At 65.9% G+C, this 26,273-nt stretch carries 23 protein-coding genes; 8 read left to right on the forward strand and 15 right to left on the reverse strand.

What is annotated here, in order from left to right:
- Window positions 1–347: 347 nt before the first annotated feature.
- Window positions 348–1,859, reverse strand: a complete 1,512-nt coding sequence (locus GK109_RS04925; protein WP_197432410.1) for a glycerol kinase GlpK — start codon at window positions 1,857–1,859, stop codon at window positions 348–350.
- Window positions 1,856–3,493 (reverse strand): glycerol-3-phosphate dehydrogenase, encoded by a 1,638-nt coding sequence (glpD, locus tag GK109_RS04930; RefSeq protein WP_157238888.1) that lies wholly within the window; start codon window positions 3,491–3,493, stop codon window positions 1,856–1,858. Before glpD ends, GK109_RS04925 begins: the two co-directional genes overlap by 4 nt.
- A 134-nt stretch (window positions 3,494–3,627) precedes the next feature.
- Here glpD and GK109_RS04935 point away from each other — a divergent pair, with 134 nt between their 5' ends.
- From GK109_RS04935 to pepD, 8 genes are all read left to right on the forward strand, one after another.
- Window positions 3,628–4,662, forward strand: a complete 1,035-nt coding sequence (locus GK109_RS04935; protein WP_157238889.1) for a sugar-binding transcriptional regulator — start codon at window positions 3,628–3,630, stop codon at window positions 4,660–4,662.
- A gap of 148 nt (window positions 4,663–4,810) precedes the next feature.
- On the forward strand, window positions 4,811–5,758 hold the full coding sequence (locus tag GK109_RS04940; protein WP_157238890.1) for a 3-keto-5-aminohexanoate cleavage protein: 948 nt from the start codon (window positions 4,811–4,813) through the stop codon (window positions 5,756–5,758).
- Window positions 5,759–5,797: 39 nt separating this feature from the next.
- A complete protein-coding gene (locus GK109_RS04945; RefSeq protein ID WP_157238891.1) occupies window positions 5,798–7,042 on the forward strand; it encodes an epoxide hydrolase family protein in 1,245 nt (414 codons plus the stop codon).
- Window positions 7,043–7,234: 192 nt separating this feature from the next.
- On the forward strand, window positions 7,235–8,359 hold the full coding sequence (locus GK109_RS04950) for a sugar ABC transporter substrate-binding protein (RefSeq protein ID WP_197432411.1): 1,125 nt from the start codon (window positions 7,235–7,237) through the stop codon (window positions 8,357–8,359).
- 81 nt (window positions 8,360–8,440) lie between these two features.
- Window positions 8,441–9,472, forward strand: coding sequence for an ABC transporter permease (locus GK109_RS04955; protein WP_157238893.1), 1,032 nt, complete (start codon window positions 8,441–8,443; stop codon window positions 9,470–9,472).
- A complete protein-coding gene (locus GK109_RS04960) occupies window positions 9,469–11,019 on the forward strand; it encodes a sugar ABC transporter ATP-binding protein (protein WP_157238894.1) in 1,551 nt (516 codons plus the stop codon). Before GK109_RS04955 ends, GK109_RS04960 begins: the two co-directional genes overlap by 4 nt.
- 5 nt (window positions 11,020–11,024) lie before the next feature.
- Entirely contained in the window at window positions 11,025–12,044 is a 1,020-nt protein-coding gene (locus GK109_RS04965; RefSeq protein WP_157238895.1) for an ABC transporter permease, read from the forward strand.
- Window positions 12,045–12,128: 84 nt separating this feature from the next.
- A complete protein-coding gene (gene pepD, locus GK109_RS04970) occupies window positions 12,129–13,592 on the forward strand; it encodes a beta-Ala-His dipeptidase (protein WP_157238896.1) in 1,464 nt (487 codons plus the stop codon).
- Window positions 13,593–13,853: 261 nt separating this feature from the next.
- Here the strand turns inward: pepD and GK109_RS04975 are convergent, their stop codons facing one another.
- The 13 genes from GK109_RS04975 to GK109_RS05035 form a co-directional block, all read right to left on the reverse strand.
- Window positions 13,854–14,141, reverse strand: coding sequence for a hypothetical protein (locus GK109_RS04975; RefSeq protein WP_157238897.1), 288 nt, complete (start codon window positions 14,139–14,141; stop codon window positions 13,854–13,856).
- Window positions 14,131–14,544, reverse strand: a complete 414-nt coding sequence (locus GK109_RS04980) for a nitronate monooxygenase (protein ID WP_157238898.1) — start codon at window positions 14,542–14,544, stop codon at window positions 14,131–14,133. The genes GK109_RS04975 and GK109_RS04980 overlap by 11 nt, the downstream gene beginning before the upstream one ends.
- Before the next feature lie 277 nt (window positions 14,545–14,821).
- Window positions 14,822–15,490, reverse strand: a complete 669-nt coding sequence (locus tag GK109_RS04985; protein WP_197432412.1) for a 2-oxo acid dehydrogenase subunit E2 — start codon at window positions 15,488–15,490, stop codon at window positions 14,822–14,824.
- Window positions 15,487–16,350, reverse strand: a complete 864-nt coding sequence (locus GK109_RS04990; protein WP_157238900.1) for a class II fructose-bisphosphate aldolase — start codon at window positions 16,348–16,350, stop codon at window positions 15,487–15,489. The genes GK109_RS04985 and GK109_RS04990 overlap by 4 nt, the downstream gene beginning before the upstream one ends.
- 27 nt (window positions 16,351–16,377) lie before the next feature.
- Window positions 16,378–16,620 (reverse strand): biotin/lipoyl-containing protein, encoded by a 243-nt coding sequence (locus GK109_RS04995; protein ID WP_157238901.1) that lies wholly within the window; start codon window positions 16,618–16,620, stop codon window positions 16,378–16,380.
- Between the two features lie 35 nt (window positions 16,621–16,655).
- On the reverse strand, window positions 16,656–17,702 hold the full coding sequence (locus GK109_RS05000) for an alpha-ketoacid dehydrogenase subunit beta (protein WP_157238902.1): 1,047 nt from the start codon (window positions 17,700–17,702) through the stop codon (window positions 16,656–16,658).
- Complete coding sequence (locus GK109_RS05005; RefSeq protein ID WP_197432413.1) at window positions 17,699–18,685, reverse strand: thiamine pyrophosphate-dependent dehydrogenase E1 component subunit alpha; 987 nt, start codon at window positions 18,683–18,685, stop codon at window positions 17,699–17,701. The genes GK109_RS05000 and GK109_RS05005 overlap by 4 nt, the downstream gene beginning before the upstream one ends.
- 105 nt (window positions 18,686–18,790) lie before the next feature.
- Window positions 18,791–19,627, reverse strand: coding sequence for an HAD-IIA family hydrolase (locus GK109_RS05010; RefSeq protein ID WP_157238903.1), 837 nt, complete (start codon window positions 19,625–19,627; stop codon window positions 18,791–18,793).
- Entirely contained in the window at window positions 19,624–21,135 is a 1,512-nt protein-coding gene (locus GK109_RS05015) for an FGGY-family carbohydrate kinase (RefSeq protein ID WP_157238904.1), read from the reverse strand. Before GK109_RS05015 ends, GK109_RS05010 begins: the two co-directional genes overlap by 4 nt.
- A gap of 4 nt (window positions 21,136–21,139) precedes the next feature.
- Window positions 21,140–22,606 carry an iron-containing alcohol dehydrogenase gene (locus tag GK109_RS05020; protein ID WP_157238905.1) on the reverse strand — a complete coding sequence of 489 codons (1,467 nt, stop codon included), beginning with the start codon at window positions 22,604–22,606 and terminating at the stop codon, window positions 21,140–21,142.
- Window positions 22,607–22,634: 28 nt separating this feature from the next.
- A complete protein-coding gene (locus GK109_RS05025) occupies window positions 22,635–23,696 on the reverse strand; it encodes an ABC transporter permease (protein ID WP_157238906.1) in 1,062 nt (353 codons plus the stop codon).
- 14 nt (window positions 23,697–23,710) lie between these two features.
- Window positions 23,711–25,240 (reverse strand): sugar ABC transporter ATP-binding protein, encoded by a 1,530-nt coding sequence (locus GK109_RS05030; RefSeq protein WP_157238907.1) that lies wholly within the window; start codon window positions 25,238–25,240, stop codon window positions 23,711–23,713.
- A gap of 7 nt (window positions 25,241–25,247) precedes the next feature.
- Complete coding sequence (locus GK109_RS05035) at window positions 25,248–26,243, reverse strand: substrate-binding domain-containing protein (RefSeq protein ID WP_197432414.1); 996 nt, start codon at window positions 26,241–26,243, stop codon at window positions 25,248–25,250.
- Between the last annotated feature and the right edge of the window lie 30 nt (window positions 26,244–26,273).

Genomic DNA, 26,273 nt, shown 5'->3' on the forward strand with positions numbered 1-26,273 from the left:
GAACCGCTCACGGATCGATGACCGGGCGTCCGGGTGTGGTGCCCAGAGGTGGACCACGAGGTCTCCGGGGCCGTATACCGCGAGGTGCCCACCTACCGGCCTGATGATTGGCGCATAGCCGCGCGCCGCCAGGACCGCGCATGCTTCCCGGTAGCCGGCGCCGATGGAGTCACGTCGGCTGAAGGCTGCCGTGGAGAGCGGCCGGGAAAAGTTGAGTTCTCCGCCGGCGGCACCGGGAAGGGAGGCAAGGCTGTTGGCGATGAAATCCATATCCTCGCAGCCGGGTCGCGGCCGCGGGTCGCGCACCGGGCGGACGGCGCCGGAGCCGAAAGGCGGGTGCGCGTCCGTCACGTCGCTCCGGGACCAGGATTGCGCCCCGTCACCGTCCTCACAGCGTCGCACCATCCGGCGTAGAGCTCCTCACGCCGGTCCGCGGCCATCACCGGTTCGAACACCCGGTCGATCTGCCACCCGGTCTCCAGGTCGTCGCGGCTCCAGAGGCCGGCGCCCATGCCGGCGAGGTGCGCGACGCCCAGCGCTGTGCGCTCGAGTTCGGTAGGGCGGAGTACCGGGATGCCGAGAATGTCCGCCTGGAACTGGCACAGGAGGTTGCTGCGCGCCGCGCCGCCGTCCACCTTGAGCTCGGGAACCGGGTTTCCCCCAGCCACGAGCACGTCAATGTTGTCCCGTGTCTGGTAGGCCATGGCCTCGATGCCTGCGCGAACGATGTGCTCAGCGCTGCTCTCCAGCGTGAGTCCGACGATGCTCGCTTTGCTGTCCCTCGACCAGTGCGGTGCGCACAGGCCCGCGAAGGCGGGCACGATGTAGACACCCCCGGTGTCCTCCACCCGGCGTCCCAGTTCCTCCAGGTCGGTCTCGGCGGTCAGGATACCCAGGCGTTCCCGCATCCACTGCAGCGTCTGGCCGCAGTGGAAGACGACGCCCTCGATCTCGTAGGCGGTGGCTCCCCCTGCCGTCCAACCCACGCTCGCGGTGAGGCCGTCCAGGATGGCCGGCGTCGGACCGCTGTTGGCCGTGAGCACGCCCGCCGTACCGTAGGTGTTCTTCACGGATCCGGTCCCGAAGCACGCCTGCCCGAACATTCCGGCCTGCTGGTCGCCCATGATGGCCGTGACGGGCACGCTGGACGTCCCCGGAAGGCCTACGTCGGCGGGCCGCATGTCACCGAAGTGGGAGTCGGACGGGAGCGCAGAGGGCAGCAGGCGTGCGGGGATGCCGCAGGCCTCGATGAGCTTCTCGTCCCAGTCCAGGGTCTCCAGGGAGAAGAGCGCCGTCCGGGACGCCTCGCTGTGGTCCGTGAAATGCGAACGGCCACCGGTCAGCTGCCACAGCAGCCACGTGTCCACCGTCCCGGCCGCAAGTTCGCCCCGCCCGGCGCGCTCCTGCACGCCCGGGACGTTCTCAAGAACCCACGCCAGCTTGGCGGCACTGAAGAACGAGTCGTTGAACAGGCCTGTCCGCTGCCGGAACTCGTAGTCCAGGCCGTCCATCCGCCACCGCTGCACGATCGCGTCCGTCTGCTTGGACATCCACATGATGGCGTTGTGGACAGGCTCGCCGGTCCGCCGATCCCACAGGAGGCAGGATTCCCGATGGGTAGTGATGCCAACCGCGGCGAGATCATCGGTGGTCGCTCCGATCTTCGCCATGACGGCCTGCATGCTGTTCCGCTGGGCCTCCCACAGCGCCATGGGATCGAGTTCGACCCACCGCGGCTTCGGAAACAGGGGGGTAACCGGATGGCGGGCCTCCGCTACGATCCTGCCCTCAAGGGAGACGAGGACCGCGCGTGCGCTCGTCGACCCTTCGTCGAGTGCCAGGACGTACCGGGGGCTCACGGCGTGGAACCCTTTACTGCGGGCCGGTCCTCCGCGGCGCGGGTGGGGACGGCGAGCCGTTCCAGCCACTCGCGGTAGCCACGGATTTCTGCTGCCTGCCGGTCCTCGTCCCAGCCGCATTCGGCGCCCATGACGGCAGCGGCCCGCCCGGCCGCGTCGAGGCCATGCCCGGGCTCGAACGCCAACAGCATCCGGCGGGCAAGGACGTCCGTGAGCGTCTTTGCGAACTCATACCGTACCGCCAGGAGAATCTCGGCCTCGAGTGCGCCCGTCCCGGGATCCAGAACGGGAAGGCCGACGACGTTCCCGCCCGCCTGCGCGACGACGTCGAGCGCACGTGTCCCGTAGAGGGCGAGGAGCCGGTCGACCGTCTTGCCCGCCAATCCTTTCCCGCGGAGGGCGAGGCGCACCTCCTCGAAATCCCCGGCCGCGCCAGGCAGGGGAAGGTTCGCCGTGACGCACTTCGGGCTCTTTCGCCCGAGCCGCTTGAAGGCGTCATTCACCGCGTCCTCGGCAAGCTGCCGGTAGGTGGTGAGCTTCCCGCCCACCACCGTGATGAGGCCGGGGAGATCCGGGGCGTGGTCGTGGAGGACATGGCTCCGGGGAATCTCCCACTCTTCGACATCAGGCGCGTACGGCAGCGGGCGGACGCCGGAGTAGGTGAAGAGGACGTCTTTCGGCGTCAGGTGGGCACCCGGAATGAGTTCGTTCACCTCCCCGAGCAGGTAGTCCATCTCGTCGGCGTCGCAGCGCGCCTCGCCGGGATCGGCGTCGAAACGGAGGTCCGTGGTTCCAATCAGGTACCGGCCCATCCACGGAATCACGAGGACGAGGCGGCCGTCTTTCTTGGACTCGTAGTAGACCACGTCGTCCGGGGCTCCGGGGAAGCGGTCCACGATCAGGTGGCTGCCCTTTGTGCCCCCGTTAAGGCGGGGCTGCTCAGGCGCGCCCCGCCGGAAGATCCGGTCGATCCAGGGGCCGGCGACGTTGAGGACGATCGGTGCGCGGACCTCGTGCATTTCATCGGTCAGGGTGTCCCGGTAGCGCACCCCCACCACCCGCCCTCCCTCGAGGAGGGGCTCTTCCACCCGCGCCTTCGTCCGGATCACGGCGCCAGCGCCCGCAGCCGCGATGGCCACCTCGGTGCAGAGGCGTTCGGCGTACTCCACCTGGCCGTCCGTGAACACAACTGCGCCGCGGAGACCATCGGGCGAGATGCCCGGGAAGCGGCGCAGGATCGCATTGCGGTCGAGGACTTCGTGTCCCTGGGTCTTCTTGTCGAAGGACAGTGCATCATAGAGGAACATGCCGATCCGGATAAGCCAGGCCGGCCGGCGGCTGTGCGAGCTCAGCGGCATGATGAGCCGCAGCGGCTTGACGAGATGGGGCGCGAGGCGGAACAGGAGCTCCCGTTCCCGCAGCGATTCGCGCACGAGCGCGAAGTCACGGTGCTCAAGGTACCGAAGCCCACCGTGGACAAGCCGGCCCGACCACGCGGAGACTCCGCTGCAGATGTCGTCCTGCTCCAACAGGACGACCCGCAGGCCCCTGACGGCCGCATCGCGGGCGATCCCCAGGCCATTAATGCCTGCTCCGACGACGACGACGTCAAAAGGGGTGGTGTACTCCTCCATTGCCGCTTCCTTCCTCTTCCACAGCGCTGTAGAATAAATATTTATCATCTGCATTTCCATTTACGAGTTTCCAATCCCCGGGTCTGCGTGTCAAGGGGGACCTAGGATGGGAATGGAACGAAAGGAGCTGGCCAATGACCGATGTCGACGGGCAACGGCTAATGATCAAGGTCGCGCGTCTATACCATACGCACGAGATGCGCCAGACGGACATCGCCAAGCGGCTTCAGATCTCACAGTCCCGGGTTTCCCGGCTTTTGGCCCAGGCGGAGGATGCCTCGATCGTACGCACGGTCGTCGCTGTTCCGCAGCATGTTCACGCCGAACTTGAGGAGCGCATCGAGTCGATCTACGGGCTCAGTGAAGTCCACATTGTCGACGCAGTGAGCGATGACGAGACGGAGCTGGGCAAGGATCTGGCCCACACCATGGCCGCCCTCCTCCACGACGTTGCGTTCGAAGTGCACACGATTGCGCTCACCTCATGGAGCAAGACGATGCGCCTCATGATCGACGTCATGCTTCCGATGCGCACGCGCTGCAAGCACGTCATCGAGACGCTGGGCGACCTCGGCCCGCCCGCACTGCAGCACGACACAGCGAGGTCCACCCAGCAGTTCGCGGCACTCACCGGCGCACAACCCGTCTTCCTTCGGACGCCGGGCGTGGCAGCGAGCCCTGAGATGAAGGACCTTCTGCTCAGCCGTGACCCGCACGCCCAGAAGGCGCTTGAGATGCTCGACTCCGTGGACCTGGCACTGGTGGGCATCGGCGCCGACGAGATCGACCCCGACCTCCGGCCGGGCGACAATTTCTTCACGGACGAGCAATACGCCCATGTTCGCGAGCTGGGGGCGGTAGGAGAGGTATGCCTGCATTTCCTGGACGCTGACGGGAATCCGATCGACTCCGAGCTCGAGGACCTGGTGGTAGGCATCACCCGGGAGCAGCTCAAGAGTGCCCGCCACCGGTGGGCCGTCGCCGGCGGGACCCGCAAGCACCGTGCCATCAGGGCAGCGGTCGCGGGCGGATGGGTCGACACGCTCGTGACCGATTCTGCAACCGCCCAGTTCCTGGTCGATTCAGCTCCCGCCGCGCTGCAGGGGGCACGGGAAACACCTCCCGCCAAGGGCAATACCCGGCGCCGCATGTCGGCGTCAAAAGCCTGAGGCGCCGAAAGCACCGGGCAGCTATTGACAAGACTGTGACGCACGTCCCATGATCGATTGCATATTCAATTGACGTGCGCATAACGATTCATTAATCCGGCTTCTGCCGCTGAATCGGCGCCGCCACGCCGTCCGTCAGGAGTTAGCCGTGCCCACCCGCCTTGACAAATATGCCGATATGAAGCCGAACTGGGACTACCCCGTCGTGATCGAGTCCCACATCAATGGCATCCGCACGAAGGAGATGAACCCGAACACGCCCATCACCTACGAGGAGATCGCGGAGGACGCGATCAGGTGCTGGGAGGCAGGTGCAGGAGCAATCCATGCTCACAACACGAGCTTCGACCTCCTCGGGGAGAACGCCTACAAGGACTACATGCGCACCTGGGACCGGGTCCTCGAGAAGCACCCGGACATCACGTGGTATCCCACTACCTGCAACAACCTCCGGCTACTGCCGCATGAAAACGGCCTCGAGCACGTGCCGCACCTGTACGAAGGCGGCAATGTGCGCATCGGCTGCGTCGACACCGGCCTGACCCTGTTCGCCGTCGACGAAGACGAGGAAGGCTACCTCTCCGGCCCGGAATTCGGATTCAACTACCAGCGCGTGGCAAGCCAGGTCAAAATGTTCCGCGAAAGGGACCTGGCTATGGTGTTCGGTGTGTACGAGCCGGGCCATCTGCGCCACGCGATGCACTACGTCAACCGGGGCCTCTCGACCCAGGGATCCATGTGGGACTTCTACCTCATCGGCGACTACGGACTCACCGCCATGGAACCTATCGGCACGAACGGGATGAAACCCAGCCTCGAGAGCCTGTACTACTACCTCACCATGATCGAGGAAGCAAAGGTCAAGCACCCCTGGTACATCTCGATCTGGGGGCAGGGCGCCCTCGACGACACCGCCATCCTGCGCCGGGCCATCGAACTGGGCGGCCACATTAAGACCGGCCTTGAGCTCTTCTATGATCCCGCCCGCAATCCCACCAACCTCGAACTCCTCCAGCAGGCCCAGGAGATCGCCCGGGAGGTAGGCCGGCCCATCGCAACCCATGAAGAGGCGCGGGCCCTCTACAACATCACCTGAGCACGGCAAATCCAACCATCTATTTCACGAGGAGGCGCAATGGCTGCGCACAACGAAGGCGGGGTCACCCCCTTCACCATCTCGATCCCGGATGAGGACCTCAAGGATATGAACGAGCGGCTCCGCCGCACGAGGTATCCGGTGGACTTCGCCAACGACGACTGGCGGTACGGCTACAACACCGACTACCACAAGCAGCTCGTCGATTACTGGATCAACGAATACGACTGGCGGGACGTCGAGCGGCGCATGAACGAACTGCCGCACTTCAAGACGGAGCTGATGGGCGTTCCGCTCCACTTCATCCACGTCAAGGGCAAGGGGCCCAACCCCATGCCGCTGCTCATCCACCACGGTTGGCCCTGGACCTTTTGGGACCTGCGCAAGGTCATCGGGCCGCTCTCCGACCCGGCGAGCTACGGCGGCGACCCGGCGGACGCCTTCGACGTCGTCCTCATCTCGCTCCCGGGCTATGGCTTCTCTTCGCCGCTGACCGAACCGGGCTGGAACTGGTGGCGGACGGCGGACCTGGAGAACGCCCTCATGAAGGACGTGCTGGGCTATGAGAAGTACGCCACGGCCGGAGGCGACTGGGGCGCCCTGATCGCGCAGCAGCACGGCCACAAGTACGAGCAGGACGTCTACGGCGTCTACACGCACTTCCCGGCCCAGATGAGCCACTACCTTGCCGAACACCCGGATGCGCCTCCCGGCGTGAAATACGACCCCTTCCTCGGGCTGCCAGATGAGAGCGAGTACAACGACTCCGACGAGAAGGGCTGGTTCGAACGCGGCAAGCTCTTTGTCCAAAAGGAGAGCGGTTACGGCGAAATCCAGCTGACAAAGCCCCAGACCCTGGCTGCGCTCGTTGCGGACTCCCCCGCAGCCCAGCTGGCCTGGATCACCGAGAAGCGCTACTTCTGGGGCCTGGAGGAGCGCGGCCACGGCACCGAAGCCTTTGAACGCGTATGGCCCAAGGAAGACCTGGTCACCACCGCCGCGGTGTACTTCCTCACCAACACCGGGGGCACGTCCTCCCGTTACTACTGGGAGTGCCGGGGGAACCCCTGGTCACCGTCTCATGACAGGTTTCCCGTCGTCGGCGCCCCCACGGCAGTGGGCATCTACCCCGGCGAGATCTACAAGCCGCCCCGGACCTGGACGGAGAAGTACTTCAACCTCCAGCAGTACCGAGTGCACGACGAGGGGGGCCACTTCGCCCCGCTTGAGGTGCCCGACACCTACGTGGACGACGTGAGGACTTTCTTCCGCACCTTCCGCTGACCGCACCATGACGCGTCGTGGGGAGCCTGCCCGGCAGGCTCCCCACACTGCGTTAAAGGCCGCCCTTCATGGCCCCTTGACAGGCTGCTGTGAGATGAAGCACACTCGATAGCATGCTAATGCAGTAGATGAATATATATGCGATTCCGAAACTGTACTTGCTCCAGGTCGTCTCTCACAAAGGAGTCTTTGATGCACCTCAAGAAACTCGTCCGGCGCCGCATAGCGGCGTTCGGGCTCGTGGCCGGCCTGATGGCCACCACCGCCTGCTCGTCGACCACGGCCGCCTCCCAGCAGCCGATCGACAAGAAGGACATCGTCCTCGTTGCCTCCGTCATCAACACCACCAACCCCTATATGGCCTCGATGATCGAGGGTGCGAAGGCTCTGTCCAAGAAGCTCGACGTGCCGCTCGAGATCGTCGACTCCGAGGGAAGCTCGCAGACCGAGATCTCCAAGATCCAGGCCATCCTGGCGCAGGGCAAGAAGGTCGCGCTGATGGTCAACACCGTCGCCAGCTCGGACGCCCCGCCCATCGTCAACGCAGTGAAGGCCGCGGGCGGCTACGCAACGGTCTGGTGGAACAAGCCGGACAACTTCGAACCGTGGGACCAGGGTGACAACTTCGTCGCCTTCCAGAAGCACTCCGGGGTCGAGAGCGGCCAGTGCACGGCCAAGGCGCTCGCCGACAGCATCGGCGGCAAGGGCAACATCGTGGCCCTCGCGGGCGTGCTCGACAGCACCACCAGCCAGACCCGCGTGGCCGGCCTGCAGGACGCGCTCAAGGCGTACCCGGACGTGAAGCTGCTCGAAACGCGCCCGGCCAACTGGGACCCGCAGCTGGGGCTCAAGGAGACCCAGAACCTCCTCGCAAAGTACGGCGACAAGATCGACGGCGTGTGGGCTGCAGATGACGGCATGATCATCGGCGCCGTCCAGGCGGTGAAGGATGCGGGCCGGATCAACGATGTCAAGTTCGCTTCCGACGGCCTGTACCCGCCGGTCGTCGACATGATGAAGGAGAACATGGGCAACGGCGCCATCGCCGGCGAGACCTTCCACCGCGGATTCATGGCCGCCGCGATCGGGCTCTACACCTCCTACCTCGCAGCCACCGGTGAGATCAAGCCATCGGAATTGCCCAAGGAGAAGCGCAACAGCCTGTTCAAGCTGAGCTGCGTCACCCCGGACAACCACGCCGAATTCACCAAGTACGACGGCGATATCGACGGCTGGATGGACGATCTGATCGAAAACGGCCCCTGGGACACCGAGCCCGTGCCGCTGGTCTCCGGCGGCCCGGAGAAGCTGCCCTAACGGACCGCAAACGGCGGCTCCGGACACCGCACAGACGGGTCCGGAGCCGCCCCACCGGAGCAACCACGACAGGTGAAAGTAATGACACACAAGGACACCGGGACGGGCCTCCTCGAGGCACCCGCCCCATCACAGCCACCCCTCCGGACAGGCCGCCGGTTCGAGGCCAAAAACCTCGGCGAAGTGCTTGCCCTGGTCGGACTGATCGCCGTTTTCGCGGCGCTGAACCCCGCGACGTTCCTGACGCCGGAGAACCTGCGGACCATCCTGGACCACGCGTCCCTTCCGTTGATCATCGGCGTCGGCGCAACCCTGGTCATCTTGACCGGTTCGATTGACCTCTCTGTAGAGGGCGTGATGGGCGCAGCAGGCATGACCTTCGTCCTGATGACGGCCAACAGCCGCGGAAGCGCGGACCTGGGGCCCTGGGCCATTGTTGCGGCGCTCGCCGTAGGCGTGGGCCTCGGCCTCCTGAGCGGCCTGGTGCACACGCGCCTCAAGGTTCCCTCGTTCATCGTCACACTGGGCGTCTGGTTCGTGGGCCTTGGAATCGCCACTGTGCTCTTCGGTGACAAGTCCATTCCCTTCCTGCCCGACGGCGGCATCAAGGGCTGGCCGTCCACCCTCACCTTCGGGTTGCCCAACTCATTCCTGCTCGCCGCCGCCTTCGTCCTGGCGGGGATGTTCGTGGCCCGTTTCACGCGGCTGGGTCGCTTCGCCTACGCGATCGGCGACAGCGAGGAGATCTCCAAGGGCAACGGCATTCCGGTGCTCAGGTACAAGCTCTACGTCTTCGTTGTCGCCGGCGCCTGCAGCGCCGCCGCCGGCGTGTTGGCAGCCCTCAAACTCGGTGCAGGATCGGCCACCGTGGGCGTGGGGACGCTCTTCCTGACCATCGCAGCCGTGGTGATCGGCGGCACGTCCCTTGGCGGCGGTAAGGGCGGCATCCTCCGCACCGCGATCGGTGTGCTCATGCTGACCGTCCTCAACAACGGGCTCATCCTCAGCGGGGTCAGCCCGAATATCCAATCCGCCGTCTCCGGAACCGTCCTGATCGCGGCCGTCCTCGTGGCTACCTGGCCGCACCGCAGCAGACTGAGGATCGTAAAATGACCAACGCTTCCCTGGCGCCCCGCACCGGCGTCGAAACCCCGGCACTCAAGCTGACCGACATTTCGAAATCCTTCGGCACGACCCACGCGGTCAAGAATGTCTCCCTCGAGATCCCGCGCCATGAAGTGGTCGGGCTGATCGGTGAAAACGGCGCCGGCAAATCCACCCTGCTGAAGATCCTGACCGGGCTGCACCAGCCGGATTCCGGAGTCATCGAGGCAGCCGGCCGGCCGGTCAAGTTCCGCAGGCCGCAGGACGCCGTTGCCGCGGGCATCGGCGTCGTGCACCAGGAGCAGTCGCTCCTGTCTAACCTGTCCGTCGCTGAAAACATCGCGATGAATGCCCTGTCCTCCAAGGACGCGGCCACGAGTTACGGGTTCTACCGCTGGAAGCGCCTCAATGCGGAGGCAGCCGCCATCCTGGCCCGTGTTGGCTCCAACATCGACCCTCGCACCACGGTCAGCGACCTCTCCTTCGTGGACCGCCAGATGGTCGAAATCGCCCGGGCACTACGAGTGGACGAGGCCATCCACGCAGCACCGCTGGTGATCCTCGACGAGCCCACCTCAGTGCTGGAGCGCAACGAAACGGCGATCCTTGAGCGCGAGATCCGCTCCCTGCGGGAAATCGGTTCGGTGCTGTTCGTCTCCCACCGGCTCGACGAAGTCCTCCGGATCTGCGACCGCGTAGTGGTGATGCGGCACGGCGAAGTCGTGGCAGACGTGCGGCGGGAGGAAGTCAGCGAAGATGACCTCTTCCGCCTCATGATCGGACAGGAATCACGGGCGCGGGTGCGCAAGGGCGGCAACGCCGCGGGCGCCGTCGCGGCCGTCGAGGCCAAGGGCCTGAGCCGTAAGGGGCAATTCAAGGACGTTTCGTTCGCCGTCTCTCCTGGGCGGTCCCTAGCCATCGTGGGCGCCATGGGCTCCGGGCGCGAATCCGTTTGCCGGGCCCTCTTTGGAGCCGAGCCGTTCGACTCCGGCACCCTCGAGGTTGCCGGCGGAGCCGTCCAGGGCTGGTCGATGCGCCGGGCCGTACGGAACGGACTGGCCTACATCCCCTCCGAACGGAAAGTCGAGGGCATGGTCGGCGGCCTGAGCGCGGCCGAAAACCTCACCCTGGTCCATCCGCGCGAGGCAGCCAGGGGCCCGTTCCTGCGGCGCAAGGCCCGTATGAAGGCCGCCGAGGAATGGTTCGAGCGCCTCGACATCCGGCCCCGCGACCCCCGCCTGCCCCTTGGCCGCTTCTCCGGCGGCAACCAGCAAAAGGTGGTCATGGCCAAGTGGCTGCGCGCTGAGGAGCTTAGCGTCCTGATCCTTGACCACCCGCTCCGCGGCCTCGACCCGGGAGCTTCGCAAACGGTGAACGACCAGATCCGTGCCGCCCAGGAGGACGGCGCCGCCGTGATCCTGCTGCCCGACACGCTCGAGGAGGCCCTCGAGATGGCGGACGAGATCATCGTGATGCGCGACGGCGAAATCACCGCCCGCTTCGACCTCTCGGTCGACAGCCCGACTTCCCTCGACCTGCTTGAAAAGATGGTGTGAATCCCATGTCAAAGAAAGCCCTTCTCGAGCATCCGGCCACAGCGCCGGCCGCCGCCGACGGCAAGACGAAGTCCGCACGCCGCCCGCCACGGAATCTGTGGTTCACCGCCGGGCCCTTCGCGGTATTCCTTGCCCTGTTCGCCCTCGTGGCCATCCTCCGTCCGGCATTCCTGACCGGTGGCGGCATGGCAATCCTTGCCGTCCAGGCCGCGACCATCCTCCTGGTTGCGTTGGGGCAGGCCATGGTGCTCCATGTGGGTTCGATCGACCTGTCAAATGCAGCGATCGTGATCTTCGCGGCGATCATCCTCGCTCAGACTCTTGGGCCCCTCGGTCCCGCGGCACCCGTCGTCACCCTCGGCGTCGTGACCCTCATTGGGGCCGCCAACGGTTTCCTGGTTGCGTTCGGCCAGATCCCTTCCTTTGCCCTGACGCTCGGCACGCTCGGCATCCTGCAGGCAGCTTCACTGGTGATCAGCAATGCGACCACCGTGTATGCCACGGCGAACGGCCAACTCCTCGCTCCCCTGTTCGGGACCGCTTTTGCCGGCCTGCCGCTGGCCTTCTGGGTCGGTGTGCTAATGGCGGTGGGCCTGTGGGCCTTCCTCCGGTTTACCCGGGCCGGTGAAGGCATGACAGCCGTGGGACTCAACGAGAAGGGTGCATTGTTCTCGGGCCTGCGGACCCGCTGGTTCAAAGTGCTGGCCTTCGCTCTCTCCGGCCTTCTGGCCGGCCTCGCCGGCATGCTCGTCATTGCGCAAGCCGGGGCGGCGTCGTCCTTCGGCCTGGGAAGCGACCTCCTGCTGCCGGGCATCGCCGCAGCCATTGTTGGCGGCACCGCCATCACCGGCGGTATCACAAACCCGATCAACATCATCTTCGGCGCCCTGACCGTCGCGCTCGTGCCCATCGGCGCCGCCGCCGTCGGCGTCACACCCCAGGCGCAGAGCCTGGTCTACGGCCTGGTGATCATCGCCGCCGTGGCACTGACTATGGGCCGAGGCCACAACGAAGTGGTCAAATAGCACTGGCCACCACCACACGTCTTGTTCCCGTCCTCCGCAACGCCGCGAGGGACTTCCCTTCCCTTTCCGAAAGGTACACACCCCATGTCAGTTCTCAAATCACTCCAGCCGCAGGAGGTGTTCTCCTTCTTTGAGACCCTTGCCGGCATTCCCCGCGGCTCGGGCAACGAGAAAGAGGTCGCCGACTGGGTCGTCGGCTTCGCCCGGGACCGCGGCCTGGAAGCCACCCAAGACGATCTGCACTGCGTCCTGGTCCGCAAGCCCGGCCAGCTCGGGCTGGAGGACGCGCCGCCGCTCATCCTCCACGGACACCTGGACATGGTGTGCGAGAAGGAGGACGGAGTGGTGCACGACTTCGAACGCGACCCGATCGAACTCCTCATCGAGGGTGACTTCGTCACGGCGAACGGCACGTCCCTGGGCGCGGACAACGGCATCGGCGTTTCCTACATCCTGGCCCTGCTGGACTCAACGGACATCCCGCATCCTCCCCTTGAAGCGGTTCTGACCGCGATGGAGGAAAAGGGAAAGGTCGGGGCCGCCGGATTCGACACCTCGAAATTGTCCGGCAAGCGGATGATCGACTTCAACTGGATCACCGACAAGGAGATCCTCGCCGGCTGCAGCGGAGACATAACCTTTACCGTGGACATCCCCGCGGAATGGGAGTCCGCTCCCTCCACGCATTTGGATGCGATGCAGCTTAAGGTCCGCGGCCTGTCCGGCGGGCATTGCGAGTTCGACATCCACCTTGAGCGCGCCAACGCCGTCTTGGTCCTCGCCCGGGCTCTCAACGCCATACTCTCCCAGTATGACGTGCGGATCTCCGACCCCCACGGCGGTGCCCAGAACAACGCAATCCCCGCGGACGCCCAAAGCACCCTGCTCGTGCGGCCAGAGGACGCGGACGGCGTGCGCAAGGTCATTTTGGAGCTCGAGGGTGTGCTGCAGAATGAATACCGAGAGGCTGAGCCCGGCCTGCGCCTTGAGCTGGTGCCGGCCGAGACTCCGGACCGGGTCTTCTCCCCCGCAGCGGCGGCACGCTTCGCCCGCTTGACGGCACTCATCCCGAACGGCGTGCTCAGCTGGAGCCTCACGGTTCCGGGAATCGTCGAGAGCTCCAACAACCTGGGCACGGTGCGCACCACTGCTAACGGCGCCCGGCTCATGTCCACGATCACCGCGGCGGTAACTTCCCGCAAACACGAGATCCTGGACCGTGTCCGTGCGCTCGCCGCACTCGCCGGCGGCGGAGTGGCAGTCGAAGAGTATGGCCTTGACGCAGCGGAATTCCCCTATCGTCCGGACTCGCCGCTGCTGAGCGTGGCCCGCGGGGCATTCCGCGACGTGATGGGCCACGACGCCGAAGTCCACGTCTCCCAGTGCAGCCTCGAACTTGGCATGTTCAGCCAGAAGATCCCCGGGCTGGATATCATCTCGATCGGCACGGAACTTCATGATCTCCACTCCCCCAAGGAGACCGTCAACCACACTTCGGTGACCCGCGTCTGGCCCTTGGTGAAGGAAGTCGTTTCCCGCCTGGGCTGAACACGCGCGGGCGCCTGGAACCGGGGAAACCCCCGGCCTGACGAACTGCTCCCCGGACGTCGTGGACTGAGAAACCCAGTCCGGCTCCCGGGGAGCAGTTTTTGTGCGCCGAGTACACCAGGATTTCACAACGCTGGATCGCCTCCGGCGACGTCATACCCGGGCAATGGGACCGGTTGGCCATTTATTGGTGCGGTTGACGAGATACCGGACGGACGGGAAGGCTCACGGTCCCCGGAGAGTTACGTCCTTATGCGGACGTCAGCCGATAATACGGGAAGTGGTCTGAAGCGCTGTGGTGGCCTGTTCGATGAAGCGTTGGACTATGACCCTGGCCGGCAGGATCTTTCCGATCATGCCGGCCGACTGTCCCGTGAACGGGACGAACTGCTCCATGATCTGCTGCTGGACGGCGCACGTAATCTCTCCCCGAAGACGCGAAGCGTCCAGGGCCGCATCCGCGCGGTGGTCGATGAACGGCGTCTCGAGGGCCCGGGGAACAACGTCAAACGCGCCGCCACCGGGCTTACCGAAGATGTCATCCCACATGTCCACCTTCACAGCGCTCTGGGCACCCGCCGCCAAAATTGCGGATGGCCGGGGTTTGGCTGCTGCCCTCGTACTGGGTGCGACGAATGGTGGATAAACTTGGCGCCCTCATGCGCGATACCACCGGCGCATGCATCTCAAGAGCGATGTCGAAGGACTCGGGATGCTGTTGAAGCCAGGGCTGCGTGGAGTTGACCGCAAAAGGACGCTCGGTCAAAGTGCGCAGAACGGACAATTGGTGCCTCAGGTCCTCCGGTGACCGGCCCGCGCCGCCCAGGCTTCCCAGGGCTCCGCTGTTGGACACCGCAGCCGCCAGTTCGGCGCCGCTCCCGAAGGGTCCCATACCCGCCTGAACAACAGGGTGCTCAACCCCGAGCACTTCGTAAAAGGTCGTCCGCAGCATGTCATTCCTCCCGAAGAAGCGTTAAGCACGCTCAAGGCCGGCACACCTGTTGCCGTGCCGGCAGTGCCATGTCTCCCCGAATGTCCTGAACTGCGGATATCAAATCTGGCGGCTTGAAGTAACGGCAACACCGTAAGCCACAAAAGATCGAGGGCCTGAGACCGGTGCAATACCGTGCTCAGGCCCTCGCAGCCCTAGGCTCCTGAGTTGTCCTGTCCAGCTTCCGGGACCATTGACCATTCCCTATCGGTGTGGCCTTGCCCCAGGTGGGTTCAGGTCAACTCGATTCGATGCTGTCCCGCACTGCGGCCAGGAAGCGCGCCCCCGTGGCACCGTCAATGGCCCGATGGTCGCACGTGAGGGTGAGCCGCGCGCGGGGCCTCCAGGCACCCTGCCCGTCGTCGGTCGGCACGAACTGCTGGCGCGTGGCGCCGACGGCGAGGATGGCAACCTGCGGGACGTTGAGGATGGCATCGAAGCCGTCGATCCCCATCATGCCCAGGTTGGAGACGGTGAAGGTACCGTCCGTCACGTCGTCCATGGTGAGCTGGCCCTCGCGGGCGCGCTGGACGATGTCCCGGCGCGCATTCGCCATACCGGCCAGGTCAAGCGACGCAGCGTCCTTGATGACGGGAACCACCAGCCCTGCCGGAGTGTCGACGGCCATGCCGACGTTGATGCGCTCGAACCTGGTAACCGTCTCGTCGGCGTAGTGAGCGTTCAGGGCGGCGTGGTCACGCAGCGCTGCCGCGCAGGCGGCGAGGATGGCATCCGTGACCGTGGCGCCGGGGCTGCGCTCCTTCACGCGGAGCGCAGCCCCCATGTCCGCCTCAACGGCAAGGTGGAAAGCAGGGGCCTCCCACGCGGCCACCATGCGCCGCGCAGCAGTCCGCCTGATTCCCTTGAGCGGGACGACAGTCCTGCCCTCTTCCTCGATCGCCGTCACCGCTTTGCCTGAACCAGGCCGCGGGCCTTTCCGGCGCAACCGTACAGCTCCATCTTCTCGATGGTCGCTTGGATCATCCGTTCCCGGCCCTCCGCCATCGCGTCCTCCAGCTGGCGGTCGCCCTGCGACCAAACGGCTTCGATGCCTGAACGGAACGCCAGGCGCAGGTCCGTATCTGCATTGAACTTATGCACACCGGCGGCCATGGCAGCCCGGATCTCGTCATCCGGGACGCCTGAGGCGCCATGGAGGACCAGCGGGATGTTCACGGCGGCCTCGATCTCCTTGACCCTCTGGATGTCCAGGGGCTGCGCTGTCGCAAGCGGAACACCGTGCACGATCCCCACGGAAATAGCGAGGAAGTCAACGCCCGTCTCCGCAACGAAACGCTCGGCTTCGGCAACATTGGTGTAGTAGGACTGCCAGTCGACCTGCTGGTCGGCGTCGGGAATCTTTCCCAGCTCGGCCTCGACGGGGATGCCGAAGGAGTGCGCTACCTCGACGACCTTCCGCGTGGTGCGGATGTTCTCCTCGAACGGAAGGTGGGCGCCGTCGTACATGATGGATGTGAATCCAAGCTTGATGGCCTCAAAGACTTCCTCCCACGGCCCGTGGTCCAGGTGGATCACATATTCGGCCTCGGACTCCTCGGCGATGCGGCGCGTCATCTCGTAGGCCTTCTTGAGCCCCATGTGGGGCACGATGGCCCGGCCCACCTGGAGGAAAACCGGAGACTTGGCGCGTTCGGCGGCCTTGACGAGCGCTTCAGTGGTCTCCTCGTTGTGCATATTGAAGGCACCGACAGCGTAAGAGCCCTCGGACGCGTCCTTGATGATCTGGCGTGGATCGACCTGTGGCATAACCGTTCCCTTTCCTGCCCTGGACCGTCAGGCGGTCTCGATGTAGGCGATCACGCTTCGGACATCGACCGTTTCGCCTTCGGGGACGACGATTTCGGCCAGGACGCCGGAGGCGGAGGACTCGAGGGTCTCCTCGACTTTCTCGGCCTCGACCTCGGCCAGCGGCTCGTCCTCGGTTACGGTGTCGCCGACGTTCTTCAGCCAGGTGGCGATGGTGCCTTCGCTCATGCCCATTCCCCACTGGGGCAGCAGGACCTCAACTTTTGCCATGTTCTTTCTCCTTGCTTCGGTGTTCTTTAGGGGTGTCACATGCGCGGTGCGGGCGATGTGAGTTCGTTGTTCAGGGTGTTCGCCATCAAGCCCGTGATACGGCGGACGGCGTCCTCGATCTTTGTCCGGTTCGGGTAGAGCTGCTTCTCGAGGGCGGGGCTGAACGGGATCTGGGTATCGGGGGTGGTCACCCGGATGATGGGGGCCCGGAGGGACTCGAAGGCCTCCTCGGCCACGATGGCCGAGATCTCCGCCGCAGCGGAGCAAGTGCGGTGGGCCGGATCGGCGATGACCAGCCGGCCGGTGCGCTGGACGGACCGGATGACTGCTTCGGTGTCGAACGGGACGAGGGTGCGCGGGTCGATGACCTCGACCGAGACGCCCTCCCCGGCCAGGGTTTCGGCAGCCGCGAGGGCTTCCGGGACGGCGCTGGAAATCGCGACGACGGTGACGTCATCGCCGGTCCGGGCCACGTTGGCCTGGCCGAACGGGATGCGGTATTCCTCCTCCGGGACCTCGCCCTTGCTGCCCCACAGCATGCAGGCTTCGAAGGTCAGGACGGGGTCATCGGAATCCACCGCGCTGCGGAGCAGGCCTTTCGCGTCGTACGGGTTGGACGGGACGATGATCTTCAGCCCGGGGACGTTCATGAACATCGGGTACGGCCGGTCGGAGTGGTGCGCGCCGGTGTTTAGCCCGTAGAACATCGCTGAGCGGAACACCACGGGGATGGACGCCTGGCCGCCGAACATGTAGCGGTTCTTGGCGGCCTGGTTCACGAACTGGTCCATCGCCATGTACAGGAAGCTCGAGTACGACAGGTCGACGATCGGGCGCAGGCCGGTCATCGCGGCGCCGATCGCGGCGCCGACGATGACTTCCTCGGAGATCGGGGTGTTGCGGATGCGGTTGGCCCCGAACATCTCCAGGAAGTCGCCCTTGTCCTTGCGGGACTTGCCGGCGCCGGTGGTGCCGTAGACGTTGGCTTCGACGTCCTCGCCAATAATGACGACCCGATCGTCGGCCTCCATGGCCTCGCGCTGGGCGGCGCCGATGGCACCAAGGTAGCTCATGACAGTCATGCGATTGCTCCGATCGGCTCGGTGTAGAGGTCTTTGAAGGCGACGCTGGGGTCGGGGTAGGGGCTCTCGTCCGTGAACCGCACGGCCTCGTCGACCTCGGCGAGGACTTCGGCCTCCAGGGCGTCGAGTTCCTCCGCTGTGGCGATCCCCTCCCTCTCAAGGTGCCGCCGGAACAGCACAATTGGGTCCCGCTCGACCCAGGCCGCCTTTTCTTCCGCATTGCGGTAGTCGGTGCCAAGACGCAGCCCCTCGGAGTGCTCGTTGAACCGGTACGTGACCACTTCCACGAGGGAAGGGCCTTCTCCCCGGCGTGCGCGTTCGACGGCCGTCGTGACCGCCTCGAACACCGCGAGCACGTCCTGGCCGTCCTCCACCCGGACACCAGGCATCCCGAAGCCGGCGGCACGGTCCGCGATCACCCCGGAAGTCACTGTGTGGGCGGGGGTGGACAGCGCGTACTGGTTGTTCTCGCACAGGAAGACCACCGGCAGGTCCCACACGCCGGAGATATTCATGGCCTCGTACAGGCACCCCTGGTTCGCTGCGCCGTCGCCGAAGAACGCAAGGGACACTTTGCCGTTGCCCAGCACCTTGCTCGAGAGCGCAGCACCGGTGGCGATCGGAATCGACGAGCCCACGATGCCGGACTCGCCCAGGCTCCCGACGGCGAAGTCGGCCAGGTGCAGCGACCCGCCCTTGCCCTGGCAGACGCCCGTGGCCTTGCCCACGAGCTCGGCCATGAGCGGTCCCAGCGGGGAACCCTTGCCGATCGGATGGCCGTGGCTTCGGTGGTTACCGGACATGTAGTCCCCGTCCCCGAGTGCCATGCAGGCACCGACAACCTGGGCCTCCTGCCCGATGCTGGTGTGCACGGTGCCAGGGATCTTGCCGCGCTTGACCATGAGTGAGGCCCGCTCGTCAAAACGGCGGATCCGCAGCATGCGCCGCTGCATCTCCAGCAAATTCTGCGATGAAAGATCCATCACGGCTCCTTTCTGAGTAAATATTCAAGGTATGAATTCTAATTCTATTGATGGGTAGCCGAACTGGCAAGAGCCCGATCCGCCATAAGTGCCTGCTTCGCCTGTTCAGGAGCCCCGGAAGGGCTCCAGAAGTGCATCGATACGCGGCAGCACCACCGTCGGCCGCCGCTCAGGGGGCAGCAGCCCCGCCATCTCCGCCGTGGCCTCGCCTGTGAGGACGAGGGCCGAATCCATGCCGGCGTCCACCGCCATGGCGATGTCTGTCTGGAGCCGGTCCCCCACCATGACGCAGTCCGATCCGGAAAGCCCCAGGACGTCCAGCGCTGTCTGCAGCATGACTCCGGCCGGCTTTCCCACGTTGGCCTCGCACCGCACTCCAGTGCATGCCTCGATCGCGGCGATCACCGCCGCGGCGTCCGGCTCCCCCCGGCCCATCGGCATCGGACAGTAGGCATCCGGGTTCGTCGCCACCAGGCGGGCCCGCCGGTGCTGCCAGAGGGCGTCAAAGGCGATCTGGAGCTTGCGGTAGTCGAAGCCGCGGTCATAGCTCGCGACGACGACGTCAATGTCCCGGGGATCCTCGGTTACCCGGAAACCGGCCGAACGGATGGCCTGTTGGAGCGGCTCTTCGCCGATGACGAAGACCCCCGCTCCGGGGGCTTCCTTGCGCAGCCACGCGGCGATCGTGACCAGCGGGTTCACGATCCGGTCAACCGGGGTTGGCAGGCCCAGCCGGGTCAGCTTGTCCGCGTACATCTGCGGGTTCTTGGTGGGGTTATTGGAGAGGAACAGGGTCTCGCGTCCGGCGTCCCGCAGCCCGTGCACCAGCTCCGCGGCACCCGGGAGCAACTCGTCGCCCAGGTAGATCGTGCCGTCCAGGTCGAAGAGGTAGCCGGCGTAGGCTCTCACGGGCCTGGACGTAAGGTTCGTTGCAGCAGTCATCGTGTTGCCTCCGCGAGCTTGGCGAAGACAGCCCGGTTGGCCGGATAAATATCGCGGTAGACGTCGTAGAGCCGGTCGTACGCTGCGGCCGCGGTGGGTTGGGGCTGGTAGGACAGCCCTGTTCCGCTCATGGCCTTCGCGGCGGAGGCCACGGAATCGTGGATGCCCGCGGCGGCCGCGGCCAGCATCCCCGCACCAAGGCAGGTGCTCTCCGGATCGCGCACCACAGAGACGCTGCGCTGCATGACGTCGGCGATAATCTGGCACCATACCGGGCTGCGGGAGCCGCCGCCCAGGGCGATCACTTCGGCCACGGGCTCCGCCAGGGCCTTCTCCGCCCCGGTGGTCAGGAGCCGCTGTTCGAAAGCGAGGCCCTCGAGCAGTGCCCGGTACACGTGTGCCTTGCCATGAATGCCCGTGAGGCCCAGCAGCGCACCGCGCGCGTTATGGTCCCAGTACGGAGTGAGGGCACCGGTCCAGTACGGCAAGGCCAGCAGGCCCTCCGAACCGGGGGGAAGAGCCGCCGCGGCGGTTTCAAGGACCTGCTCGGGGCTCAGCCCCAGGCCGAGGCTCTGGGCGTCGATCCCCGAGAATCTCTCGATGAACCAGCCCAGGTTGATGGTGCCTCCGCCGATGAAGGTTTCCAGGGTATAGGCACCGGGAACAGCTGCGGAGAGCGTCCGGTATTCGCGTGCATAGGAATAATGGTCGGAGAACGTCCCCGACACGATCCCGCTGCCGAGGTTAAGGTAGGCCCGGCCGCCCGAGGTTGCCCCGGCACCCAACTGTGCGCATTGCCCGTCCCCTGCGCCGGCCACGACGGCGACTCCCGACGGCAGGCCAAGGCGCGCGGCGGCGTCGTCCGTGAGATTGCCCAAGAGGCTGCCGGGCGGCCGGAGTTCACTGAGCTGCCTGCGGTCAAGGCCCACCGCGGTGACCAGTCCGTCGTCGTAATCGAAGGTGGACATGTCCACCAGGCCGAGCGGATCCGCCGAGGCCCAGGAAGTGAGCCAGGCGCCGGTGAGGCGGTGAACCAGGAACCCATGAACGTCCACCACCTTGCCGATGCGTGAGACCGTGTCAGGTTCATGGGCCTGGAGCCAGTGGAGCTTGTACCAGGCCGGGGTCGGGTTGGCGGGCTTGCCGGTGAGGCGGTGGACGTCTTCCGTGCCGAAGGTGGAGACCTCCTCGGTGGCACGGGTGTCAAGCCACAGCATGGCCGGCCGGAGCGGGATGCCCTCGTCATCGAGGCACACGAAGCTCTCGCGCTGATGGGTGATGCAGATGGCGCCGATCCGGGAGGTGTCCACGGTCTGGGCTGCCCGCCGGATCGCTTCAGCGGAGGCGGTCCACCAGTCCTCTGCGTTCTGTTCCCCCCACCCCGGACGGGGCTGGCTGAGGCCGAAGGCGCAGCGCGCCTGCGAGAGTGCCTCGCCGCGGGCGTTCCAGACGACGGCTTTGGCGGCCGTGGTGGAGCAGTCGACGCCGATCACATAGTCGCGCAGCATGGCTTCACTTCCCTTCCGGGGCCGCAGCTGCAGCGGCCTGGGCGGCGCGCTCCAGCACCTCGTCAACGTCCGCGGCCTCCCACCATCCGAGGAGCGTGAGCAGGTCCACGACCGTGAAGCGGTTCCGCATGAGGGCGCAGTTCTCGACCGCCCACCGTCCCAGTTCGGCATCAACGGAAGGCTCAAGTCCGGACAGCGAGACAGGGGCGCCTGCGCCCGCGAGCGCAGAGGCGATCGACTCCGCGGGCCGGACGAGGTCCCGAAGTTCCCCGCGGACGTCGGCCCAGCCCTCCAGCATCGCTCCTACCCGGGCCAGCCCGCGCCCCACAACATCCAGCTTGGCGGAGTAGTCGCGCCAGCATTCCTCGGCCACGCGCAGGCTTGGATCGACCCGCTCGAAGGCAGCGAGGACTCTCAGCCTGGCGGGTCCGTGATCGAGGGCTGCCAGGTGCGGCCGGCTGCCGGGCGCGGCAGCCAGCCTCTCGAACAGCATGTCCCAGGCGCTGGCGGCGATCACTGAACCGGCCCCCACCTGGGCGCCGTGGAAGCCGATGGGTTCATCATGGGCGCCGTGGTATTGGTCAAGCATGTGGCTGATCAGGTGCTCGACGCCGGAAAGGACGGCCGTCGTCCCGGCTACACCTGTGACGATCCCGCGCAATGCAAGGGCGCGCGCGAGGGCGCCTACCGACTCGGGCCGGGCCTCCCGGACCCCTGCACTCCAGCTCTCCAAGTCCTTGCCGACCATGCCGAGCAGGCGCACGGCACTGGGCTTGTACGTCGGATCGATGCCCACGAGGGAAGCCAGCCGCCAGTCGGCCGGGGCAACCAGCATGGACGTCATCTCGCCGAAACCGGCACGGTTCATGGCTTCCGGCGCCTCGGCGATGACGTCCGTATCGGAGAGGACGGCGTCTGGCCAGCATGAGGGTATGGTGCGTTTCACCCCGTCCCGCAGGACCACGGACACGTCGTCGGTGTACCCGTCGACGGAGGCGGCTGTCTGAACCGAAACCAGGACCGGGGTACTGCCTGCGGCGCCTGCGCGCTGGACCGCGACCTTCGCGATGTCGCTGATGGTGCCGCCGCCGACAGCTACGACGGCATCCGCGCCAAGGACAACACCAGCGGCCTCATCGAGGACGCTGTCGACGACGTGGAGCTCAGCGTGCCCGTCGTCGAGCACTGTGCGCACGACAGTGAACCTGGCTGCGAGCTGGGCCTGGATGAGATCTTTGACGTCCTCCCCGGAGCGTGCGATCCGGGTACGGTCCACGAGGAGCGAGACCCGCGGCGGCACGCTGCCGGGCTGTGGAGCAGGCAGGAGCCGGGTGACCGAGTCGGCTACTGCACCAAGCGCGCCGGGGCCGATGATGAGCTGCCGGAGCCCGCAGGGAGCGAGCGTCTGGTCGGGATCGGCCTCGGCGAGCAGCTCCTCGATGGGCTCTACGACGTAGGTGTCGGTGGTCATGGTGTCCTCTCGGAACGGGGATGCGCCGTCAGGCGCCTTGGCGGGAGCGGCTGGCGCGGTCGGTCAGGACGGCAACGATGATCGCGATGCCGATGACCACCGGCTGGAGGTTCGGGGAGACGTTCAGGAGCGACATGCCGTTGTTCAGGACGCCGATGATCAGGAGGCCGATGAACGTGTTCAGCATGCCGCCGGAGCCGCCGGACAGGCTCGCGCCGCCGATCACGACGACGGCGATAACATTCAGGAGGTCGGCGGTTCCCGCCGTGGGCTGTGCAGAGTCAAGCCGGGAGCCGACGATGACGCCGGCAAGGGCTGCGAGGAAGCCCGCCACCACGTACACGCCGATCTTGATGCGCGTCACGTTAAGGCCGGAGAGCCGCGCCACTTCGGCGTTCCCGCCGATGGCGTAGAGCGCGCGGCCGGAAGGGCGGAACCGGAGCCAGTAGGCCGCGATAAGGAACGTGGCCACCATGATGACCCCTTCGAGCGGGATCCCGAGGATGTCGTTGCTGGTGATGGCCAGGTACCACTCCGGGAACCCGTTGATCGGGTTGCCGTTGGTCAGGTAGAGCGCCAGTCCCGCCGCCGCGGACATGGTGGCGAGGGTGGCCACGAAGGGTTGGATGCGGCCGTAGGTCGAGAGCACGCCGTTGATGAAGCCCACCGCGGCCCCGACAGTTAGGCCCAGGACAACGCACAGTTCGAAGGGAACGCCGGCGGAGCGGTAGAGCCACGCGCTGGTCATGAGCGACAGGGCCAGCGTGGATCCGACGGACAGGTCGATGCCGCCGATGAGGATGACCAGGGCCGCACCGACTGCCATGATGCCGATATCGGCGTTTTGGGTGATCACGTTGGACAGATTGCGCCACGTCAGGAAGTACGGCGACATGATGGACAGCGCGATCATCACCGCGATGAGGCCGATCAGCGGCCCGGGGACCCGACGGAGCACATTGGCGGCAATCCCGGCCAGGCCAGGGCCTGTACCCCGCCCCGGAGAGGTGCCAGTCCCCGCATCTTCCTGGGTCCGGCCGCCGCGTCCTGAGGACCGATGGTTGATGGCATGATCCGTTGTGGTTCGCATGGCTGATGCTCTTTCTACTGCTGGGAAATAAGGGGGGAGGCCGCTGATTCCGACGAGTGCACGGCCAGCGACATGACGGTCTCCGGGGTGGCTTCTCCCCGGCGGAGAATCCCCCGCTGCCGGCCCTGCGACATCACCAGGACCCGGTGCGAGAGGCCCAGGACCTCGTCAAGCTCGGATGAGACGACGATGACGGACATCCCCTCGGCCGCGAGGGAGCGGATGATCTCGTAGATGGCCATCTTGGCGCCGACGTCGACGCCGCGGGTGGGTTCGTCGATAATGAGGACCTTCGGATCCTTGACCAGCCATTTGCCGATGAGGACCTTCTGCTGGTTTCCGCCGGACATCGACTTCACCGGCAGCGCCATGCTGCCGCGGACGTCGAGCCGGCGGGCCTGCGCCCCTGCAACTTTCCGGACCAACTTGCGTGTCAGCAGGCCCTTGCGGGCGAGCTCCCGCTCCCACGGGAGTGTCACGTTCTCCTCGGCGGTGCGGTCCAGGTTGAGGCCCTGGCCCTTGCGGTCTTCCGGGACCATGACGATCCCGGCGCGGATCGCTGACTGCGGGCTGCTGCAGGGAAGCTTTCGCCCCTCAAGGATGACTTCACCCGAGTCAGGGCGGTCCACACCGGCGATGGCCCGGACCACTTCGGTCCTCCCCGCGCCGACGAGGCCGGCGATCCCGAGGACCTCCCCCGCGGCCAACTCGAAGTTAATGTCCGCGAACGCACCGCGCCGGCCGAGGCCCCGGACCTCAAGCACGGTCGTATCGCGGCTCGGCTGCGGCGGGACGTGCTCGTACGTGAACTCTCGTCCGACCATAGCGTTGATGATCTTTCCCTTGTCCACGTCTCCCGAATCCCAGGACTGGACACGCGAGCCGTCACGCAGGCACACGATCTCGTCTGCGACCTCCCGGACCTCGTCGAGCCGGTGGGAGATATAGACGACGCCGGCGCCGGCGGCCCGCAGCGCGCGGATCCGCTCGAGGACGTGTTCGGTCTCCGACTCTCCGAGGGAGGCCGAGGGCTCGTCGAACACGACGTACCGGGGACGGCGGCTGAGGGCCTTGGCGATCTCGATCTCCTGCTGCATGGCCATCGAGAGGCCGCGGACGGGGCGGCGAACATCGAGTTCCACCCCAAGCGAGTCGAGGACGGTCCTCGACTCGCGGCGGACGAGTTCCCAGTCCACACGGCCGCGCCGGTGCGGAAGCCGGCCGAGGAAGATGTTCTCGGCGACCGAGAGGTCCTGGATGAGGCGCGTCTCCTGGTGGATGAGCGCCACACCCTGCCGGAGTGCTTCGGCGGGGCTGGAAGGGGCGTAGTCCGCCCCGTCCAGCCGCATGGTGCCGCCGTCCGGCTTCACGACGCCGGTGATGATCGAGCTGAGGGTCGACTTTCCCGCACCGTTTTCGCCCACGAGCCCGACAACGGTGCCCGGCTCGACCCGGAAGTCGACCGATTTCAGGACCGTCACCCCGGAGTATGCCTTCATCAGGCCAATGCCCTCCAGGCCGGCCGAAGCTTGTTGAGTCGTCATCGTGGAATCACTTGAAGGACTGGGCGTCCGGGCCGTAGAAATCTTCGACCTTGTGCTTGGCAACCGTGTCCTTGTTGATCAGCACCGTGTCCTGGTACTGCTCCTTCGGGATGTCCTGGCCCTTGCCCTCCATGAGGGCGACGGCGTTGCGTACGGCGAGCTGGCCCATCATGTACGGCTGCTGTGCCATGGTCGCCTGGGTCAAGCCACTCGCGACCGCATCGAACATGGTCGGGAAGCCGTCGATGCCCACCGAGAAGATTGTCTTTCCGGAGGCCTTGGCTGCCTTGGAGGCGCCGAGCGACATTGCGTCGCTCTCACCAAAAACGGCTTTGAGGTTGGGGTTCGCCGTGAGGATGTTCTGGGTGGCCTTGTAGGCCTCGGTCTCATCCCAGTTGGCGGTTTCCTCGGCAACAACCTTGATGCCTGGCGTCTCCTTGAGGGCCTTCTGGCATCCCTCCGTCCGCTGGATTTCCGCGGTGGACCCGAGTACGCCGTGCAGAATGGCTATCTCGCCCGACCCGCCGATCTGCCCAAACATCCATGTGCAGAGCTCGTAGGCGGCTTTGACGCTGTCAGTCGCGATGTAGGTGGCAAGATCACCCTGGCCGGACTCCGGGCGCTGGTCGACCGCAACCACCGGGACGTCCGCCTTATTGGCGGCACGGACACCAGCAGCAGCAGCTGTTGAGTCTTGGGAGGTGAAGATCAGGGCACCGATCTCCTTCGTCAAAAGATCATTGACCTGCTTGACCTGGGCGGACGAGTCGTTGTTGGCAGACGTGATGTTCACGTCGTAGCCCAGCTTCTTTGCCTCGTCCTTGATGCCGGCAACCTCGGCCACATAGAAGAGTGACTTCTGGTCCGCCACCGACACACCAATCACCTTCTTCTGGTCCCCGGCGGCGGGAGTACCTGCGCCCCCGCATGCAGCAAGCGAGAGCGCCATGATGGCGGCCGTCATAACGGCGCACCCCGAGCGGATCATCTTGTGGGAAGTCATCGTCGTCTCCTCTTGTCTTAGCGACTTCAC

Origin of the sequence: Pseudarthrobacter sp. GA104 (assembly GCF_009741265.1) — a bacterium.
Classification (GTDB): domain Bacteria; phylum Actinomycetota; class Actinomycetes; order Actinomycetales; family Micrococcaceae; genus Arthrobacter.